Consider the following 20,082-nt stretch of genomic DNA (forward strand, 5'->3'; position numbering starts at 1 on the left):
CCTTCCCCCCGGAAAAGCGCGGGCGGCATGGAATACCTCATCCAACAGCTGGTCAACGGCCTGACCCTTGGTGGCGTCTACGCCCTGGTGGCGCTCGGCTACACCATGGTCTACGGCATCATTTCGCTCATTAACTTCGCCCACGGCGAGATCTTCGCCGCCGGCGGCTACATGGGCGTGATCCTTTTAAGCTACATGGCCTCCCAGGGCCTCATGGAGGCCCATCCCTGGTTCGGGCTGACCTTCGCCCTGATCCTGGCCATGGGCTACTGCGCCATGCTGGCCATGGCCGTGGAGAAGGTGGCCTACAAGCCCCTGCGCCAGTCCTCGCGCCTGTCCGTGCTCCTTTCGGCGCTCGGCATGTCCATCTTCCTGCAAAACGGCCTCATGCTGACCCAGGGTGTCTACGACAAGGCCTACCCCACGGAATTCACCCACGGCGGCTTCGAGACCCTGGGCGTGCGCGTAAGCTACATGCAGATCGGCATCATCGCCGTGACCGCCCTGCTGCTTTTCCTGCTCAACGCCCTGGTCTACAAGACCCGCATCGGCAAGGCCATGCGGGCCACGGCCCAGGACAAGGTCATGTCCGCCCTGGTCGGCATCCACTCCGACAAGGTCATCAGCACCACCTTCGCCATCGGCGCGGCCCTGGCCGCCGCCGCCGGCATCATGGTCGGGCTCTACTACGGCTCCGTGCGCTACGACATGGGCTTCGTCCCCGGCATCAAGGCCTTTGCCGCGGCCGTGCTCGGCGGCATCGGCAACATCACCGGCGCCATGATCGGCGGTTTCGTCATCGGCATGGTGGAGATCCTGGCCGCCGCCTACATCCCCCACGGCGGCGAGTACAAGGACGTCTTCGCCTTCGTCATCCTCATCCTCGTGCTCTATTTCATGCCCACCGGCATCATGGGAGAAAACGTCGATGACACGCGGGTCTAGGAAATCCTGGCTGTATTTCGGGCTGGGCCTGGCCTGGTTCTATTTGCTGCTGTGGCCGCTTCTGGGCATCCGCGACGGCAGGCTCCATTTCGCCGATTCCTTCCTGGTCTGGCTGCGCGTGGCCGTGGCCGCGACCGTCTGCTTCGTCCTTTTCCGCCTGGGCAAGCGCGGCGCCCTCGACCCCGTGCTCACGCCCCTGGCCCGGGCCCGCGACGGCGTGACCGGCACCCTGTCGCGCGCCCCGCGCTGGATGCTCTACGTCCCCCTGGCCGCCTTCGCCCTGGCCTACCCGCTCATCACCAACCGCTACGCCCAGGACGTGGCCATAAATGTCCTGGTCTACATCTGCCTGGGACTCGGGCTCAACGTGGTGGTCGGGCTGTGCGGCCTGCTCGACCTCGGCTACATCGCCTTCTACGGCGTCGGCGCCTACACCTACGCCCTGCTCTCGGTGCACTACGCCCTGCCGTTCTGGGTCTGCCTGCCCATCTGCGCCGTCTTCGCCGCCACGGCCGGCTGCATCATCGGCTACCCGACCCTGCGCATGCGCGGCGACTACCTGGCCATCGTGACGCTCGGGTTCGGCGAGATCGTGCGCATCGTGCTCAACAACTGGATGGCCCTGACCGGCGGCCCCAACGGCATCCTCGGCATCAAGGCCCCGGGCATCTACATCCCGACCTTTGCCGACGGCTCCTTTTCCTTCGAGTACCTGCTGCTGCGCAAGCTCGAATACCTCTACTACATCATTCTGGCCCTGGCGGTCTTCACGGTCATCGCCGTCTACCGCATCAATTTCTCGCGCATCGGCCGGGCCTTCGAGGCCATCCGCGAGGACGAGACCGCGGCCGAGCTCATGGGCGTGGACACCTTCCGCTTCAAGCTTCTGGCCTACGCCCTGGGCGCGGTCTTCGGCGGCCTGGCCGGGGCCTTTTTCGCCGCGCGCATGCGCTTTGTCAGCCCCGAGAGCTTCACCTTCATCGAGTCGGCCATGGTGCTGGCCATGGTGGTCCTGGGCGGCATGGGCTCCATTCCCGGCGTCATCCTCGGCGCCCTGGCCCTGGTCGCCCTGCCGGAGGTCTTCCGGGGCTTCGAGCTCTACCGCATGCTGGCCTTCGGCGGGGCCATGGCCGTGATGATGCTGGTGCGCCCGGCCGGACTCTGGCCGGCGGCGCGGATGGGCAAACGTTCGGACGATTCGGAGTAGCCGTGGCCGCCATCCTGGAACTTACGGGCGTATGCGCCCACTACGGCCGCATCCAGGCCCTGCGCGACGTGACGCTGACCGTCAACGAGGGCGAGATCGTCACCATCATCGGGGCCAACGGCGCCGGCAAGTCCACCACGCTCATGACCATCTGCGGCATCGTGCGGGCCAGCGCCGGCGACGTGCGCTACCAGGGCAAATCCATCCGCGACCTGCGCGCCGACAGGCTGCCCGAGATGGGCCTGTGCCAGGTGCCCGAGGGCCGGCGCATCTTCCCGCGCCTGACCGTGCGGGAGAACCTGGACATGGGCGCCTTTTTCCGCCGCGACGCCGACGGCATCGAGGCCGACCTGGGCCTGGTCTTTCGCCTGTTTCCGGTGCTGTTCGAGCGGCGCAAGCAGCACGGCGGCACCCTGTCCGGCGGCGAGCAGCAGATGCTGGCCATCGCCCGGGCGCTGATGAGCCGCCCGAAAATGCTGCTCCTCGACGAACCGTCGCTGGGGCTTTCGCCCATGATCTCCCAGCACATCTTCCGCATCATACGCAACGTCAACGAGGAGCGGGGCATGACCATCCTGCTCGTCGAGCAAAACGCCAACATCGCGCTGAAACTGGCCGACCGGGCCTACGTGCTGGAAACCGGCACCGTGGTCATGGAGGACACGGCCGAAAACCTGCGCGAAAACGTGGACATCAAGAAGGCCTACCTTGGACAATAACCCCGCCCTCGCCGCCATCCTGGCCAGGCTGCGCCCGGATAAGGCCGAGGCCGTCCGCGCCCTCGTCCTTGACGCCATTGCCCGCCAGTTCGGCGACAGCCCCGACCCCGCCGCCGTCACCCGCTTCCTCGACGACATCCGCGTCGCCCAGTCCATGTCCGGCATCGACATCGACTACGCCGAGCACTACACCCACATGCACCAGGCCGGCGTGGACTTCATGCGGCTCGTGCAGACGGTCAAGGCCGCGGATAAGGATTACAAGTAGGCGGAAGAAGGGAAGATGCCTCCGGCGGCCAGGAGGGGCAGTGCCCCTCCTGGACCTCCCCAATGGGGGAGCCGGGTGGGCGCGATCCGGCGGATTGGCCAATTTAGCGGACAAATAAGAGAAAAATAGTTCTCTAGTTTTTTCGCCGCCTTCCTTAATCGCCCGCTGTCGTCAGGCTGTTCGAAAAGGGTCCATCCCCCTCCCGAGACAGAAAAACCTTGCCAAGGGGGAAGGGACGGACGGCGTTGACACGGCCCAACGCTTTTCCCATACAGTGGGGCTGCGTTGGTGTCCGTCCGCCCCGGGGGAGGGAGCGGTACGGGCCGAAAGAGGGAATCCGGCGCAATTCCGGAACTGCCCCGCAGCGGTAAGCGAAAACGACCCCCGCCACCAAGCACTGGAGCACCCCTCCGGGAAGCGGCGGGCACTAGGCACCCCGGCCATCCGCCGGCCCGTTCGCGAGTCCGAAGACCTGCCAACGCCCGTCGGCCAACGGCCGGCGGCGTCGAGGGAGCCTCGCGGGAGGGCGACCCGGCAGGCGCGAGGGCCTTGGCCCCCGCGCCGCCTGTCCGAACCGCTTTCACGAACCGGCGCCACCGCGCCAGCCCAGACCAGGGAGACCACCCATGCTTTCGCCGACCGAGCACGGCAACCTTGCCGTCGATGTCGTCCGTTCCGAAAATGTCCCCGAAAAACCCGAAGCCCGCCCGCCGGCCGTGGCCGCCGTCCCGGCCCGCATCCGCAAGCGCGACGGCCAGGTCGTGCCCTTCGACGCCGACAAGATCCGCTCGGCCATCCGCCGCGCCGGCGCGGCCACCGGCGACTTCGGCGACGACGAGGCGGGCCTGCTCACGGCGCAGGTGGTCAAGGTCCTGTCCCACCGCTTCTCCGGCGGGGTCCCCGACATCGAGCGCATCCAGGACGTGGTCGAACAGGCGCTGATTTCCGCCAACCACTTCCGCACCATGCGCGCCTACTCCGTCTACCGCGAGCAGCGCGCCCGCCTGCGCCAGGACAGGAAAACCGTGGTGGACGTGGCCGCTTCGGTCAACGAATACCTCGACCGCCAGGACTGGCGCGTGGCCGCCAACGCCAACCAGGGCTATTCGCTCGGCGGGCTCATCCTCAACGTTTCGGGCAAGGTGGTGGCCAACTATTGGCTCAACCACGTCTACCCGCCGGAAGTCGGCGCCGCCCACCGAGAAGGCGACCTCCACATCCACGATTTGGACATGCTGGCCGGCTACTGCGCCGGCTGGTCGCTCAAAATGCTCTTGCAGGAGGGCTTAAACGGCGTCCCCGACAAGGTGGAGGCCGACCCGCCCAGGCACCTTTCCAGCGCCGTGGGCCAGATCGTCAACTTCCTGGGCACGCTGCAAAACGAATGGGCCGGCGCCCAGGCCTTTTCCAGCTTCGACACCTACATGGCCCCGTTTCTCCGCAAGGACAAGCTTTCCTATGCCCAGGTGCGCCAGTCCATCCAGGAGCTGATCTACAACTTGAATGTCCCCTCGCGCTGGGGCACCCAGACGCCGTTTACCAACCTGACCTTCGACTGGACCTGCCCCGAGGACCTGCGCGGCCAGCACCCGGTCATCGGCGGCGAGGAGATGCCCTTTACCTACGGCGACCTGCAAGCCGAGATGGATACCATCAACCGGGCCTACATCGAGGTCATGACCGCCGGCGACGCCAAAGGGCGCGTTTTTACCTTCCCCATCCCGACCTACAACATCACCAAGGATTTCCCCTGGGACTCGCCCAATGTCGACATCCTGTTCGAGATGACGGCCAAGTACGGGCTCCCCTACTTCCAGAACTTCCTCAATTCCGACCTGGAGCCCGGCATGGTGCGCTCCATGTGCTGCCGGTTGCAGCTCGATTTGCGCGAACTGCTCAAACGCGGCAACGGCCTCTTCGGCAGCGCCGAACAGACCGGGTCCGTGGGCGTGGTCACCATCAACTGCGCCCGCCTGGGCCATCTGCATCGCGGCGACTGGGCAGGCCTGGTGGCGCGCCTGGACGGGCTGCTGGAGACCGCCCGCACGAGCCTGGAGATCAAGCGCAAGGAGATCGGCCGCCGCATGGACGCCGGGCTGTTCCCCTACACCAAGCGCTACCTGGGGACGCTGCGCAACCACTTCTCCACCATCGGCGTCAACGGCATCAATGAAATGGTGCGCAACTTCACGGGCGACGCGGACAATATCGCGACGCCGGCCGGCCACGCCCTGGCAGTCAAGCTCCTCGACCACGTGCGCGCCCGCATGACCGAGTTCCAGGAGCGCACCGGCCACCTCTACAACCTGGAAGCCACCCCGGCCGAGGGCACCACCTACCGCTTCGCCCGCGAGGACCGCAAACGCTTCCCCGGCATCCTGCAAGCCGGCACCGACGACAAGCCCTATTACACCAATTCCTCCCAGCTGCCCGTCGGGTTCACCGACGACCCCTTCGAGGCCCTTTCGCGCCAGGAGGAGCTCCAGCGCAAATACACCGGCGGCACGGTGCTCCACCTCTACATGGGCGAGCGGCTTTCCAGCGCCCAGGCCTGCAAGAACCTCGTGCGCCGGTCGCTGTCGCGCTTCGCCCTGCCCTACGTGACCGTGACGCCCACCTTCTCCATCTGCGACGTCCACGGGTATCTTCCCGGCGAGCAGGAGACCTGCCCCCGCTGCGCCGCCGAAGGCCGCACGCAAGCCTGCGAGATCTGGACCCGGGTCATGGGCTATTACCGGCCCAAGTCGGCATTCAACACCGGCAAACAGGGCGAGTACGAGGAGCGGGTCTGCTTTGCGGAGCCGACAACCGCGTCCTAGTGTCGCGTTCTCGAAATTCGTGCATACGAATTTCGAGAATAATAATTTGAATAATTATTCTTTCTGAAAAAAACAGTTCCCTGTTTTTTTCAGAACGCCACACGAGGCCTATCGGGGCGGCCGGCGCCACCCGGCCGGCCGCCCCTTGCCCCCGGCCAGCGGGAACGGTAAGGGAGCCCGGATGGACGGACTGACCATCGGCGGCGTGACGCCCCTTTCGACCCTGGATTTCCCCGACGCCCTGGCGGCGGTCATCTACTGCCAGGGCTGCCCCTGGGGCTGCCCCTACTGCCACAACGAACCGCTGCGCAAAATCGGCGGCGAGGGCGAGCGCGACGCCGCCTCGGTGCTGTCCTGGCTGGAGAGCCGGCGGGGGCTTCTCGACGCCGTGGTCTTTTCCGGCGGCGAACCCACCCTCCAGGAGGGCCTGGCCGCGACGCTTGCCGCCGTGCGGGAGCTCGGCTTCAAGACGGGGCTCCATACCACGGGCATGTTCCCGGAGGCCCTGGCCGATGTCCTGCCGCTTTGCGACTGGGTGGGGCTCGACGTGAAAGCCCCGCGCGCCGCCTACGACCGCATCACCGGCCGCGACGGCGGCGGCCGGGCGGCCTTTGCCAGCCTGGCCCTGCTGCTCAAAGGCGCCGTTCCCTTCGAGGCCCGTACCACCTGGCACCCGGGGCTGCTCGACGAGGCGGAACTCGTGGCCCTGGCCGGCGAACTGGCCGCCGCCGGGGCCGACCGCTGGGTCATCCAGGCCTTCCGCCCGGACGGCTGCGCCGACGAGGCCCTGGCCGCCGCCGGCCAGACGGTTTTTCCGCCCGACCTCGTCACCCGGCTCCAGGCCGCCGCCCCGCGCCTGACCATCACCACCCGGTCATGACGGCCCCCGTGGACGCCTCCCTGCTGGTCATCCTGCCCGGCGTGGTCATCCCCGTGGACGAGTTGCGTTTCACGGCCTCGCCGTCGAGCGGCCCGGGCGGGCAGCACGTCAACAAGGTCAGCACCCGGGTGACGCTGCTTTTTGACCTGGCCGGCTCGCCGAGCCTGACCGAGGCCCAAAAGGCGCGGCTGGGCGCTACGCTTGCCGGCCGCATCGCCAAGGACGGCGTCCTGCGCCTCGTTTCCCAGACCACGCGCAGCCAGTCGGCCAACAAGGAACTGGCCGTGGAACGCTTCGTGGCCCTTGTGCGCGAGGCCCTGAGCCCGAGGCCCCCCCGGCGCAAGACCCGGGCCAGCCTGGCCTCGAAGCTGCGCCGCCTGGAAACGAAAAGCCGCCACGGCGCCGTCAAGCGCCAGCGCGCCGCCAGGCCCGACACCGACGAATAGCCCGGCCTTGACGCCCGCCGCCGCCACGGGCTAGGGAAGCCTGTCCCTTGAGCCTTCGCGGCGGCAACGCCGACGCCCCATCCGGAGCACACATCGCATGTCCTCACTGGAACAAAAGCGCCAGAAGAAATCGTTCTGGCTGTCCGCCACGCGGGAACAGGCCAAGGACACGGGCATGGCCCTGGTCCTTGTAAGCCTCATCGTCTTTTTCGTGACCCGGGAGATCCGCTACGTGACCATCGCCACGGGCCTGCTGCTGCTGGACATGATCTGCCCGGCCCTCTACAAGCCGGCGGCCAAGCTGTGGTTCGGCCTGTCCCACGTGCTGGGCACGGTCATGTCCAAGGTCATCCTCACACTCATTTTCTACCTGGTGCTCACGCCCATGGGCCTGTTGCGGGCCATGCTCGGCAAGGACCCCATGCGTGTGCGCCAGTTCAAGAAAGGCGAGGGCTCGGCCTTCCGGGTGCGCGATCACCAATTCGTGGCGCCCGACATCGAACAGCCCTTCTAGGGCAGGCCCGCGGCCGCTTCGCAGGGCACGGAACAGCCTGCGCGGCGCCTCTTGAGCGCGCCAGGCGCGCCACGCCTTCCCAAGGCCCGGACGCCCGAGCCCGCCCGGCGGCCATGACGCCGCCCAACCATCGCCGATGCGCCGCCTTGCGGCCGGCCGATATCCGTTACGGAGGAACCATGGAATTTTTACGCGAACTCTGGGGCTTTCTGCGGGTCAGGAAAAAATTCTGGCTGCTGCCCATCATCCTGGTGCTGCTGCTTTTCGGCGTGCTCGTGGTGCTGACCAGCGGCACGGCCGTGGCCCCGTTCATCTACACGCTGTTTTAAAGCGGGCGCGCCATGGCCGAATACATCCTGGGCCTTTCCGCCTACTACCACGACAGCGCCGCGGCACTGCTGCGTGACGGCGTGGTCGTGGCCGCCGCCCACGAGGAACGCTTCACCCGTAAAAAGCACGATGCCTCCTTCCCCGAGCAGGCCGCCCGCTACGTCCTGGAGGAAGCCGGCATCGGCCTGTCCGAGCTGGCGGCCATCGCCTTTTACGACAAGCCCTACCTCAAGTTCGAGCGGCTCATGGAGACCTACCACGGCTTCGCCCCGCGCGGCCTGGTCAGTTTCCTGTCGGCCATGCCGGTGTGGATCAAGGAAAAGCTCTTCATGAAAAAGATGCTGCGCGAGGAACTGGCCAAGCTCGGCCAGGGCAAGCCGCGCATCCTTTTCCCCGAGCACCACCTGTCCCACGCCGCCTCGGCCTTCTACCCCTCGCCGTTTGCCTCCGCCGCCATCCTGACCATCGACGGCGTGGGCGAGTGGTCCACCACCACCATCGGCGTCGGGCGCGGCAAGGACATCACCTTTCTGCGCGAGCTCGACTTCCCCCATTCCCTGGGCCTGCTCTATTCCGCCTTCACCTACTACTGCGGCTTCAAGGTCAATTCCGGCGAATACAAGCTCATGGGCCTGGCCCCCTACGGCATCGACGGTTCGGCGCGCGTGGAGGAGTACAAGGCCAAGATCCTCGACCAGCTCATCGACCTGCGCCCCGACGGCTCCATGCTGCTGAATATGGCCTACTTCGACTACGCAACAGGCCTGACCATGTGCCGCGACGCCAAGTGGGAGGCGCTTTTCGGCCTGCCCAAACGGGCCGCCGAATCCGGGCTCGCCCAGGAGCACATGGACATGGCCCTGGCCATCCAGCAGGTGACCGAAGAGGTGGTCATGCGGTTGGCCCGCACGGCCAGGGAGCTTTCGGGCGAAAAATACCTGGTCATGGCCGGCGGCGTGGCGCTCAACTGCGTGGCCAACGGCAAGCTGCTGCGCGCCGGGGTGTTCGACGACATCTGGATCCAGCCGGCGGCCGGCGACGCCGGCGGGGCACTCGGCGCGGCCCTGGCCGCCTGGCACGTCCGGGGCGGCCACGAGCGCGCGCCCTTGCCCGAAGGCGCGGCCGACCGCATGGCCGGCGCCTACCTCGGCCCGGAATTCACGCGCCGCGACGCCTTGCGCGTGGCCTCGCGAAACGACGCGCCCTGCGCGGTCTACGACGACTTCGACGCCCTGTGCACCGACGTGGCCGACCTCATCGCCGGCGGCAAGGTGGTGGGCTGGTTCCAGGGCCGCATGGAGTACGGCCCCCGGGCTCTCGGCGGGCGCAGCATCCTCGGCGATCCGCGCAACCCGGAGATGCAAAAAAAGCTCAACCTCAAGATCAAGTACCGCGAGGGCTTTCGGCCCTTTGCCCCGTCGGTGCTGGCCGAGGCGGCCTCCGAGTGCTTCGAGCTCGACCGGGCCTCGCCCTACATGCTGCTCGTGGCGCCGGTGGTGGAAAAGCTGCGCCACGGACTGCCCGAGGGCTACTGGCAAATGCCCATGTTCGAACGGCTCTACGTGTCGCGCTCCGAGCTTCCGGCCATCACCCACGTGGACTTCTCGGCCCGCATCCAGACCGTGCACAAGGCGACCAACCCGCGCTACCACCGGCTCATCGAGACGTTCTACGCCCGCCACGGCTGCCCGGTCATCGTCAACACGAGCTTCAACGTGCGCGGCGAGCCCATTGTCTGCGACCCGGCCGACGCCTACCGCTGCTTCATGCGCACGGAAATGGACTACCTCGTCATCGGCGACTGCCTGTTCGACAAGACGGCCCAGCCCGCCTACGCCGATGCCGGCGACTGGCGCAACGAGTACGAGCTGGACTAGGCCGCCATCGCCTTCCCCTGTCTTTGCGCAAACGGCGTCCGCAAGGGCGCCGTTTTTTTTCGCGCACGTGGCCGCTACCGGCAAAACGCCGCCTCGCCTTGTCACACGTCGCGGCCTGGGCTATTGAGGCAAAGTCGGGCCGGCCACCGGCCTGACGCGCCGCAGTTGTCGCGGCGCCACATGACCGCCTGCCCAAGGATGCCCCATGCCGTTTTCCGCCACTGCCTGGACCAGGATTGCCTCCGACGACACGGCCATCTACCTGCGCCCCGACGCGCCGGACTGGTTCGTGCCCAATGCCGCCGGCGACGCCGTCATCCAGGCCGCCCGCGCCGGCCAGCAGCCGGACTGCGCGGCCCGGCTGTTCCTCGGCCGCCTGCCCGATACCCCGCCCCTGCCCTACGACGGCCGCCAGGCCGCCCTGCCGGCCGGCCGGCTCAAGGAATTGTGGCTGCACGTGACCGACCGCTGCAACCTGGCCTGCCGCCACTGCCTGTTCTGTTCCGGGCCGGCCGCCGGCCGCGAGCTGCCGACCGACCTGGCCTTGGCCCGCCTGGGCGAGGCCCGCGCGCTCGGTTGCCGGGTCTTTGCCCTCACCGGCGGCGAACCCTTCCTGCACCCCGGGTTCACGGCCATTATCGAGGAGGCCCTGGCCGATCCCGCCGCCCATGTCGTGGTTTTGACCAACGGCACGGGCTTTGGCGCCATGGCCGACCGGCTGGGCCGCTGGCCCCGGGAGCGGCTGCATTTCCAGGTCAGCTGCGACGGCCTGGCGGCGCGCCACGACGCGCTTCGGGGCGAGGGGGCCTTCGTGCGCCTCATGGCCGACTTGCAGGCGGCCCGGCGTCTCGGCTTCCCCCTGACCGTGTCCTTCTGCCCGACCCGCGACAACCTGGCCGACCTGCCGGGCGTGGTGGCGGCGGCGGCCGCGGCCGGCGCGGCCGGGCTGCACCTCATGTGGCATTTCGCCGTGGGCCGCGGCCGGGACGACGACCGCCCCGACCTGGAGGCGCTCTACGCGGCCGTGGTCGCGGCCTGGGACTGGGCCGAGGGGCTTGGCCTGGCCGTGGACAACATCGAGGCCCTGCGGGCCCAGGTCTTCGCGCCCGTGGGCACGCGCCACGACGGCACCACCGCCGGCTACGAATCCGTGGCCCTGGGCCCCGACGACCGGCTCTACCCCAGCCCGGCGCTCATCGGCGTGGAGGAGCTGGCCACGCCGATCCCCGCCGGCGGCGGCCTGGCCGCGGCCTGGCGCGACAGCCCGGTCCTCGGCCGGCTGCGGGCGGCCAGTTGCCGGGAAAACCCCTCGCCCTGGAAATACCTCCTTGGCGGCGGCGACCCCGACCATTCCTACCGCCAGGCCGGCACCTTCACCGGCGACGACCCCTACCAGCCGCTGCTGGAACGGCTGGCCGCGCGCCTCATCGCCCGCGAGGCCCGGGCCGTGGCCGCACCCGCCCACAACGGCCGGCCGGCCCTGCGGCTCAAGATGGGCGAGACCCACGTGAGCTGCCACGCCCACGGCGAAGTCGCCCTGGCCCACACCAACTGCCTGCTGTCCCTGGCCGGCGAAGGCAGCCTCGGCCAGATCAAGGCCTTCTACACCGAGGCGGCGGCCGTGGAAAAAGGCGACATCGTCAACCCGGTCCACTACCCGCCGGAGATGGTGGAGCACATTCCGCCGCATTTTCGCGTGCGCGGCTACGGCTGCGGCTCGCCCATCGCCGACGCGGCCCCGCGCCCCGGCGAGACCCTGGTGGACCTGGGCTGCGGGGCCGGGGTGGAATGCCTGATCGCGGCCAGGCAGGTGGGGCCGGCCGGCCGGGTGATCGGCCTGGACATGCTGCCGGCCATGCTGGCCCGGGCCAGCGCCGCCGCCGCCGCCACGGCCCGGTCCCTGGGCTATGCCAACACCGCCTTTTTCCAGGGCTACCTGGAAGCCATGCCCCTAGCCACGGCCACGGCCGATTGCGTGACCTCCAACTGCGTGCTCAACCTCTCCACGCGCAAGCGCCAGCTCTACGCCGAGATCCTCCGGATCCTCAAACCCGGCGGGCGGCTGGTCTTTTCCGACGTGGCCACCGAGACACCGGCCTCGGCCTCCATCTGCAACGACCCCACCCTGCGCGGCGAATGCATCTCCGGGACGCTGACCCAAAGCGACCTGGTGGCCATCCTCGAGGAGGCCGGCTTTGTCGGCGTGCACATCCTGCGGCGGTTCCCCTACAGAGTCGTGCGTGACCACCCGTTTTACTCCGTGACCGTGGAGGCCCGCCGGCCCAGGCCCACGCCCCAGCGCCGCAAGGTCTTCTACCGCGGCCCGCACCCGGCCGTGGTCACGGCCTCGGGCGCGTTGCTGCGGGCCGGGGAAGTGCGGGAAATCGAACTATGGGAAGAGGACCTGGCCGGGGAGGCGCTTTTTGTCCTGGACGAGGCCGGCGCCATCGCCAACCCGGGCTTCCAGGTCGGGGAGGGCTGCTGCTGCGGCGCGCCGGCCAAGCCCGATGCGGCTTTAACGGCGCTTTTGGACAAGCAGCCGAAGCCTGGGGAACTGACGCCCCTGAACCTGGCGCCGCCGACCGCGGAAAAGCCTGCGCCTTAACGGACGATTTCCAGGGCCAGCTTGACGAAATCCGGACGGGAGGCGATCACCGTGTAATCCCTGTAACACGCGGTGCAATAATCCCGCAGGGCCGCATATTCATCGGTGCAATCCCGGGCCGTGAACTCGTCGAAGAAAATGATGGTGCCGGGCCGGATATGCCGGTCCAGGTGCATGAGGCAGTACAGGGTCGAGGAATACAGGTCGGCGTCCATGTGGATGACCAGCCTGTTGCGCGGTGTGAAGGCACGGGAAAAAGCGTCCACGGTTTCCTGGAACAACCCGTCTATGATGCTGACCCGGTCATCCTCGAATTGGGGCAGCCGCCCCTGCTGGTCGAAGGCCCCCTTGGGGCTGTCCGTAAGCCAATCTTCCGGCAGTCCCCGGAAGGAATCAAAACCGTAGAACCTGGACGTGGCATGGGTGTTGAGGCGCAACCACGAACGGAGACTGTCGCCACCGGCCACACCAAATTCCAGGTAATCGATAGGCTTGTTCCCGATAAACCGCTGATTGACACAGTGGTAGAACTTCCACCGCTCCCGGTATTCAAAGTCCATGAACATCGCATCCTTGGACTTTTCCGGGATTGTCGCATTGAAATCCCGAACGCTAAAGTGCTTGTTCCAGTCTGAAACCGTACCGTGCATCAGTAGTGTTATCGCATGTTTGACGAGATGTGCGGTGTTACCTGCCTCGACCTGCGGCATGGCGGCGCTCCTGCTGGCAATTTGCAAATAATTTGCATACACCATGCCAACGACAAACACGCCGACGCCTCCCGCAGCGGAGTATAAAACGTCAACGATTCCTGAGTATCACGACTCCGGGTTCGTACACGGGGCGGCCCGGCCTTTGGCCAGTCCGTCAACGTGGCACCAACCGGTTCCACGCGGCGGCTTGCCTGGCGTCAGAATTCCGTAGGGCGGGGAGCCCTCGAATACGCGGCGTGGCGGGCCGTGGGGACCCGGTCCACGGGCCACAGAACGACGTTGCGGCCACGGGCGCTACCGGCAATCCCCTCCGCTTCAAGCCGAACTGGAATCGCCCGGCGAGGCGCCGCTACTCGCCGGCCGCCCGCTTCATCTTGCGGAAGATGGTGGTGCGGTCGAGGCCCAGCCGCCTGGCCGCCTCGCCCACCGAGCCGAAATGGGCGATGGCCCGCTCCAGGTAGTCGCGCTCGAAGGCCGACAGGACTTCCTTGTAGGGCCGCTCGTAATCCGCGGGCAGGCCCGGCCCGGCCGGGGCGGCGCCGGGCGCGGCCGGCTCCTGCGGCCCGGCCGCCGGCAGGGGGCACTCCTTGACCCGCATGGCCGTGGGCAGGTCGTCGGCCGCGATCTCGCCGTCGCAGGTGATCACCAGGCCTTCGATGAGGTTTTCGAGTTCCCGGACATTGCCCGGCCAGTTGTAGTGGGCGAAAATCCGCTCGGCCTCCAGGGAAAAGGCCACCCGCTTGCGGTAGCGCGAGCCGAAACGCTGCAGGAACAGCCGGGCCAGGGGCAGGATGTCGTCGGGCCGGTCGCGCAGCGGCGGGATCTCCAGCACGGCCACGCGCAGGCGGAAAAAGAGGTCGCTGCGAAACGTGCCGAGCTTCGCCTCGTTTTCCAGGTTGCGGTTGGTGGCGGCGATGACCCGCACGTCGGTCTTGCGGGCCTTGCTCGACCCCACGGGCGTGAGTTCGCGGTCCTGGAGCACGCGCAAGAGCTTCGATTGGAGCGCCAGCGGCATCTCGCCGATCTCGTCGAGAAAGATGGTGCCGCCCCCGGCCATCTCGAAAAAGCCCACCCGGCCCTTGGGATGGGCGCCGGTAAACGCGCCCGGGGCATAGCCGAAAAGCTCCGACTCGATGAGGTTCTCCGGGATCGAGGCGCAATCCACCTTGACGAAGGGTTTCTCGCGCCTGGGGCTGGCCTCGTGGATCATGCGGGCGAAAAGCTCCTTGCCGACACCGGTTTCGCCCAGGACCAAGGCCACGGCGTCGGTTGCGGCGACGCGGCGCAGCAGGTCCATCAGCCGCTTCATGGCCGAATTTTCCGCGATAAAGCCCGTGACCCCGCCGCCCTCGCGGATGAAGAAATCCATCTGGTGCTGGTAGGTCTCGATGAGCTCCTGCTGGCGCGAGATGCGCTCGCGCATGCGGGCCATGAGCGTAATGTCGCGGGCGTAGAGCACGACCAGGCTCACCGTGCCGTCGGGGTCGCGCACGGGCTTGCCGTCGATGGTCATGGAACGGTTGTCGCGGGTGACCTGGATGGAGGAGGCCGGGCGGCCGGTGGCCACGATCTCGGGGGTGATGGGGGCGATGTTGAACAGGCCCTCTTTTTTGAGCTCCTCGACGTTTTTGCCGATGAGCTCCGCCTTGGTCATGCCGGTGAGCTGTTCGTAGGCGGCGTTGACCTTGAGGGCGTAGCCGTCGCGGTCGGCGATGAACACGCCGTCCTCGATGCTGTCGAGGATGGCGTCGAGGTGGCCGGCCACGGGATCGCGGTGGTTTTGCACTTTTTTTCTCATGAGGCCCCCTTTTTCGCCGCCCATTCGTCACAAATTTCCCAAGCATACCCGGTCGCGCCCCTGCAATAGCGCAACATGAGGCAACCTTGCAACATGTTGCAAAAATGCCAATCCGCTGTTTTTCCTCATTTTCCGCCTGAGGCACCCCAAAAAGCGGCTGCGTATTTGCAACATGGCATGGATTTCGTAGCGGTTTCATCTGATGATTCAACAATTCTTCCGCTATATCAGTGTGATATGAAAAATGGCACAGCCGTTGCTATAGGAAGGCAAGAGCGCGAAGCGCCATCCGGAAAAACAACCACTGGAGACATAAAGGAGAGCACCATGGACGCCACCCCGAACACCACCAAGGTCCGCCCCGTTGTGATGCCCCTGGACAACTATACCGTCGAAGGTGTGAGCGAATGTTCCGCCTGCGGCCGCTCCGTCAAGATGCAGCTGCGTATCGAAAACGATGTCATCGTCGATGCCGGCGGTACGGTCGAAAGCTGCGGCTACAGCCGCGAATGCATGGCCGCGCTGATTGCCACCGTCATCGGCATGAACGCCTACGACGCCCAGACCGTGTCCAGCGAAGATTTCCAGCCGCTCATGACCCGCGTCATCGAGAAGCTCGGTTGCGACAACTGGTGCGTCGCCGCCCTGCGCATCGCCCTGCGCAACTACCGCCTCCGGGCCGCGGCCTAGGCACACCGCGCCGCCCGTATCCCGGCCGTCCGTTCGACCCACGCGGACGGCCGGGGCAAGCCAGGGGACGGCCGCCGCTACCGTCCCCTGGCTTTTTTACGCCCGCGCCCCCGCCGGCCGTCCGGCCGCTTTTGACATTCCCCCGGCCCTTCCGTAGATCGTAAGCCATCCCTGCCGTTTTCCGCCACCTTCACCGGGAGAACAGCCATGCCGCCGGCCAGCCCGTCCGATTTCCACGACCTCGGCACCCTGGGCGAGGACATCCGCCGCCACATCCTGTCCAACCTCGGCAACGACCTCTACCCGCCCGACCCCTTCCGCTATTTCAGCGGCCTGGCCTATGCCATCCGCGACCGCCTCATCCGCATGTGGCTGGCCACCCAGACCTCGTATTACGACTCCATGAGCAAGCGGCTCTACTACCTGTCCATGGAGTTCCTGCCCGGCCGGTTCCTCATGAACTACATCACCAACATGGACATGGAGGCCGGCTGCCGCCAGGTCGCCACGGACCTGGGCTACGCCCTGGACGACCTGGCCGAGGAGGAACGCGACGCTGGCCTCGGCAACGGGGGCCTCGGCCGGCTGGCCTCCTGCTACATGGATTCCATCGCCACGCTCGGCATTCCCGGCTACGGCTACGGCATCCTCTACGACTATGGCCTCTTCCACCAGACCATCGCCGGCGGCTGGCAGGAGGAGCAGGCCGACAACTGGCGCCGCCACGGCAGCCCCTGGGTCATCGACCGGGTCGAGCACCTCTACGAGGTGCGCTTCCACGGCAGAAGCGAACCCTACCGCGACGACAAGGGCAACCTGCGCTACCGCTGGGTCGACACCGACTCCGTCATGGCCATGCCCTGCGACATCCTCATCCCCGGCTACGGCGGCGGCCATGTCACCAATATGCGGCTGTGGGCCGCCACGTCCTCCCAGGAATTTTCGCTGCGCGACTTCAACCAGGGCGATTTCGTCGGGGCCATGCAGGCGAAAATCCTGTCCGAAAACATCTCCAAGGTCCTCTACCCCAACGACGAACCCGTGGCCGGCAAGGAACTGCGCCTCAAGCAGCAGTATTTCCTGGTGGCGGCCACCCTGCGCGACATCGTGCGCCGCCACAAGAAATCCGGCCCGTCCTTCGAAGGCTTCGCCGACCAGGTGGCCATCCAGCTCAATGACACCCACCCGACCATCGCCGTGGCCGAACTGATGCGCGTGCTCGTGGACGAGGAGTTCCTCGGCTGGGACGCGGCCTGGGACATCTGCCGCCGGACCTTCGCCTACACCAACCACACCGTCCTGCCCGAGGCCCTGGAAACCTGGCCCATGGACCTCCTCGGCCGGGTGCTGCCCCGGCACTTGCAGATCATCGCCGAGATCGACCGGCGCTTCCTGGCCGAGGTGGCGGCCCGCCACCCCGGCGACGGCGGCAAGCTCGCCCGCATGGCCATCATCGACCGGGGCAGCTCCCGGGTGCGCATGGCCAACCTGGCCATCGTCGGCAGCCATGCCGTCAACGGCGTGGCCAGGCTCCATTCCGACATCCTGCGCGAGAGCGTGTTCAAGGATTTCGACGCCTTCTACCCGGGCAAGTTCACCAACGTCACCAACGGCGTGACGCCCCGGCGCTGGCTGCTCCAGGCCAACCCGGCCCTGTCGCGGCTTGTTACCGAGGCCATCGGCGAGGGCTGGACCCGGGACCTCAACGAACTGAAAAAACTCGTCCCCCTGGCCGAGGACGCCGCCTTCCGGGAGTCCTGGCGGGCGGCCAAACGCGAGAACAAGAAGCGCCTGGCCCGCTACGTCCTGCGCAAGACCGGGCTCGGCATCAACCCGGACACCCTCTTCGACGCGCAGTTCAAGCGCATGCACGAATACAAGCGCCAATTCCTCAACGTCCTGCACGCCGTCACCCTCTACAACCGCCTGCGCCGCGACCCCGGCCTGGCCGTGCCGCCGCGCACCGTGCTCATCGGCGGCAAGGCCGCACCCGGCTACTTCATGGCCAAGCGCATCATCCGGCTGATCACGGCCGTCGCCGAGAAGGTCAACGCCGACCCGGCCGTCAAGGGCCGGCTGCGCATGCTCTTTCTCCCCAACTACTGCGTGTCCCAGGCCGAAAAGGTCATCCCGGCCGCCGACCTGTCCCAGCAGATCTCCACCGCCGGCATGGAAGCCTCGGGCACGGGCAACATGAAGTTCGCCGTCAACGGCGCCCTGACCATCGGCACCCTCGACGGGGCCAACATCGAGATCATGCAGGAAGTGGGCGCGGACAACATCTTCATCTTCGGGCTCACGGCCCGCGAAGTGGACGCCGCCCGGGAAAGCGGCGTCGACCCGCGCCGGCGCCTGCGCGACGACGCCGAACTGGCCGAGGCCCTGGACATGATCGGCCGCGGCTATTTCGTCCCAGGCGAACACGACCTCTTCGCGCCCGTCCTGGACAACCTCCTCAACCACGGCGACTACTACTGCGTCACCGCCGACTACCGGGCCTACCTGGAAGCCCAGGACCGGGTGAACGCCCTCTACCTGGACCCCGAGGCCTGGAGCCGCAAATCCATCCTCAACACGGCCAACATGGGCTACTTCTCCAGCGACCGGGCCGTGCTGGAATACGCCCGCAACATCTGGCACATCGAGCCCTTGGGAGAATAGGCGGCGGGGAGGCGAGGAAGGAAAGAGAAGGGAAGGGAACGGAAGGGAACGGAGAATCGGGGCTCTGCCCCGAACCCCGCCGGGGGGCATGATGCCCCCCGGACCCCCTCGACGGGGCGGGTGGAACGGTGGTCGGGAATGGCAAGCGGCGAGGCGTCGGTCGTTGTGGTCGCGGAAATGGGGGCAACCCGCAGGCCGCAAAGCCGGCCAGCACGTTGCCCCCATTTCCGCGACCACGGGCGCCAGCGGCGAAGCGCCGCATTTTCGGAAAGACAACTTCCGTTAAAAGGCTTCCAAAAGCAAAAAATCCAAGAACTCGGCCCGAAGGGCCGACGGCTGGGCGCGGCCGGGATTTCGCCTTTCGAGCCAGGAGCGCAGCGACGGCATCGAAAGGCGAAATCCCGGCCGCGCGTCTTCGGGCCACTCGCGTCCGCCCTTGCGGTGCCCGACGCCTCCCCCGCGCCACAAAGCCGACGGGGGGGCCTGGGGGGCGTCACGCCCCCCAGGGGGGAGGTGCAGGAGGGGCGACGCCCCTCCTGCCGGGGTCTGGGGCAGCGCCCCAGTCTTCCTGCCCTATCCCCGTCTACCCGAGCAATTCATTGATCTTCTTCATGACCGCGAAGGCATCGGCCACGTAGAGCACGTCGGCCTTGCCTTGCGCCCAGCCGCAGGAGGCGTCGAGGTTGACGGCCCGGCGCTCGGCGATGAACCGCCAGCCCACGACATGGGGCTCCTCGCCGTGGCAGCAGGTGGCCAGGCCCTTGGGGTGACGCGGCGTGGCGCCGGTCTGGCCGACCTGGTGCAGGTGGGTGAGGAACGGCAGCACGGCCTCGCCTTCGCCACCCATGTCGACCAGCGACTTGCTGCTGCCCAGCGACGCCTTGGACTTGCCGAGGAACCCGAGGATCAGCTCGCCGGCCTCGGCCACATGCGGCGCGCCGTCGGCCTGCTTTTTCGTCCAGCCCGCGCCGGTCACGAACAGCAGCGTGGCGTCGGGGCGGATGGTCTGCTCGTCGGCCGAGGGGGCGATGACGGCCTTGACGCTGGTGCGCGTCAGCGCCGGGGTGACCGGCACGTCCACGGCCGTCACACTGGCTTCGCCCGGCACGCCGTCATAGGCGGCGAAGCAGCCGGCCGAAACGGTCAGGCACCAGGGCCGGCCGGCCCGGGTGAGTTCGGCCTGCATGCGCTGGCGGTAGAAGCCGCGCGTGGCCACGGGCTTGCCGTCCTTGACGGCAAGCCCGGTCACGTGGGCGTCGATGCGCCCGCCAAGCCGGGCGGCCACGCCGGGCAGCGCCCGGGAGGCCCGGGAATCATCGGCGGCAATGACGATGGTCGCGCCGCCGGCCTGGCACAAGGCCTCCATGGCGGCGGCGTCGGTGGCATAGCGGGGCAGGCCGAAGGCCTCGCCGGACACGCCGAAGACGGCGGCGGCGCCGCAACCGGCCACGGCGGCGGCCGCGGCGGTGACGTCCGCGCCGAACAGGCCAAGGCCAAGGGGCGCGCCCAGGCCGGCGGCCAGGGCCTTGGCGGCGGTCAGCGCCTCCAGGGAAGCTTTCGAGAGGCTGCCGTCAGCCTCGGTATGGGCGAGAAAGAATACGGTATCCATG

16 protein-coding genes and 1 riboswitch are annotated in these 20,082 nt (G+C 67.5%); of the genes, 13 read left to right on the forward strand and 3 right to left on the reverse strand.

Going from position 1 to position 20,082, the window contains the following annotated elements; all coding sequences use genetic code 11:
* Window positions 1–27 precede the first annotated feature (27 nt).
* The 11 genes from ACP59X_RS23300 to ACP59X_RS23350 all read left to right on the forward strand — a co-directional run bounded on the left by ACP59X_RS23300 (window position 28) and on the right by ACP59X_RS23350 (window position 12,610).
* Entirely contained in the window at window positions 28–945 is a 918-nt protein-coding gene (locus tag ACP59X_RS23300; RefSeq protein WP_428563166.1) for a branched-chain amino acid ABC transporter permease, read from the forward strand.
* On the forward strand, window positions 929–2,152 hold the full coding sequence (livM, locus tag ACP59X_RS23305) for a high-affinity branched-chain amino acid ABC transporter permease LivM (RefSeq protein WP_428563168.1): 1,224 nt from the start codon (window positions 929–931) through the stop codon (window positions 2,150–2,152). The genes ACP59X_RS23300 and livM overlap by 17 nt, the downstream gene beginning before the upstream one ends.
* A 2-nt stretch (window positions 2,153–2,154) precedes the next feature.
* The gene (locus ACP59X_RS23310) at window positions 2,155–2,871 is read left to right on the forward strand and encodes an ABC transporter ATP-binding protein (protein WP_428563170.1); all 717 of its coding nucleotides are present in this window, start codon (window positions 2,155–2,157) and stop codon (window positions 2,869–2,871) included.
* Window positions 2,861–3,139: a hypothetical protein gene (locus ACP59X_RS23315; RefSeq protein WP_428563172.1), complete on the forward strand. Its 279-nt coding sequence runs from the start codon at window positions 2,861–2,863 to the stop codon at window positions 3,137–3,139. The genes ACP59X_RS23310 and ACP59X_RS23315 overlap by 11 nt, the downstream gene beginning before the upstream one ends.
* 269 nt (window positions 3,140–3,408) lie before the next feature.
* Window positions 3,409–3,633, forward strand: a riboswitch (cobalamin riboswitch).
* Between the two features lie 132 nt (window positions 3,634–3,765).
* The gene (locus ACP59X_RS23320; RefSeq protein WP_428563174.1) at window positions 3,766–5,958 is read left to right on the forward strand and encodes a ribonucleoside triphosphate reductase; all 2,193 of its coding nucleotides are present in this window, start codon (window positions 3,766–3,768) and stop codon (window positions 5,956–5,958) included.
* 181 nt (window positions 5,959–6,139) lie between these two features.
* Window positions 6,140–6,838 carry an anaerobic ribonucleoside-triphosphate reductase activating protein gene (locus ACP59X_RS23325; RefSeq protein ID WP_428563176.1) on the forward strand — a complete coding sequence of 233 codons (699 nt, stop codon included), beginning with the start codon at window positions 6,140–6,142 and terminating at the stop codon, window positions 6,836–6,838.
* Window positions 6,835–7,284 (forward strand): alternative ribosome rescue aminoacyl-tRNA hydrolase ArfB, encoded by a 450-nt coding sequence (gene arfB, locus ACP59X_RS23330; protein ID WP_428563178.1) that lies wholly within the window; start codon window positions 6,835–6,837, stop codon window positions 7,282–7,284. Before ACP59X_RS23325 ends, arfB begins: the two co-directional genes overlap by 4 nt.
* Before the next feature lie 97 nt (window positions 7,285–7,381).
* Entirely contained in the window at window positions 7,382–7,798 is a 417-nt protein-coding gene (locus ACP59X_RS23335) for an SxtJ family membrane protein (protein ID WP_428563180.1), read from the forward strand.
* Window positions 7,799–7,977: 179 nt separating this feature from the next.
* Entirely contained in the window at window positions 7,978–8,127 is a 150-nt protein-coding gene (locus ACP59X_RS23340) for a DUF5989 family protein (protein WP_005995311.1), read from the forward strand.
* Window positions 8,128–8,139: 12 nt separating this feature from the next.
* On the forward strand, window positions 8,140–10,005 hold the full coding sequence (locus tag ACP59X_RS23345) for a carbamoyltransferase family protein (protein WP_428563183.1): 1,866 nt from the start codon (window positions 8,140–8,142) through the stop codon (window positions 10,003–10,005).
* Between the two features lie 205 nt (window positions 10,006–10,210).
* On the forward strand, window positions 10,211–12,610 hold the full coding sequence (locus ACP59X_RS23350) for a methyltransferase domain-containing protein (protein ID WP_428563185.1): 2,400 nt from the start codon (window positions 10,211–10,213) through the stop codon (window positions 12,608–12,610).
* Here the strand turns inward: ACP59X_RS23350 and ACP59X_RS23355 are convergent.
* Both ACP59X_RS23355 and ACP59X_RS23360 read right to left on the reverse strand, forming a co-directional pair.
* A complete protein-coding gene (locus ACP59X_RS23355; RefSeq protein WP_428563187.1) occupies window positions 12,607–13,320 on the reverse strand; it encodes a class I SAM-dependent methyltransferase in 714 nt (237 codons plus the stop codon). The two genes, ACP59X_RS23350 and ACP59X_RS23355, sit on opposite strands and share 4 nt — an antisense overlap.
* 352 nt (window positions 13,321–13,672) lie before the next feature.
* On the reverse strand, window positions 13,673–15,121 hold the full coding sequence (locus ACP59X_RS23360) for a sigma-54 interaction domain-containing protein (RefSeq protein WP_428563189.1): 1,449 nt from the start codon (window positions 15,119–15,121) through the stop codon (window positions 13,673–13,675).
* A 327-nt stretch (window positions 15,122–15,448) separates the two neighbouring features.
* Here ACP59X_RS23360 and ACP59X_RS23365 point away from each other — a divergent pair, with 327 nt between their 5' ends.
* Window positions 15,449–15,811: an iron-sulfur cluster assembly scaffold protein gene (locus ACP59X_RS23365; protein ID WP_428563191.1), complete on the forward strand. Its 363-nt coding sequence runs from the start codon at window positions 15,449–15,451 to the stop codon at window positions 15,809–15,811.
* Window positions 15,812–16,018: 207 nt separating this feature from the next.
* Entirely contained in the window at window positions 16,019–18,472 is a 2,454-nt protein-coding gene (locus ACP59X_RS23370; RefSeq protein WP_428563193.1) for a glycogen/starch/alpha-glucan phosphorylase, read from the forward strand.
* A 583-nt stretch (window positions 18,473–19,055) separates the two neighbouring features.
* Here ACP59X_RS23370 and ACP59X_RS23375 read toward each other — a convergent pair.
* Entirely contained in the window at window positions 19,056–20,081 is a 1,026-nt protein-coding gene (locus tag ACP59X_RS23375; RefSeq protein ID WP_428563195.1) for an electron transfer flavoprotein subunit alpha, read from the reverse strand.
* Between the last annotated feature and the right edge of the window lies 1 nt (window position 20,082).

Origin of the sequence: Solidesulfovibrio sp. DCME, from assembly GCF_049995385.1 — a bacterium.
In the GTDB taxonomy this organism is placed as follows: Bacteria; Desulfobacterota; Desulfovibrionia; order Desulfovibrionales; family Desulfovibrionaceae; genus Solidesulfovibrio.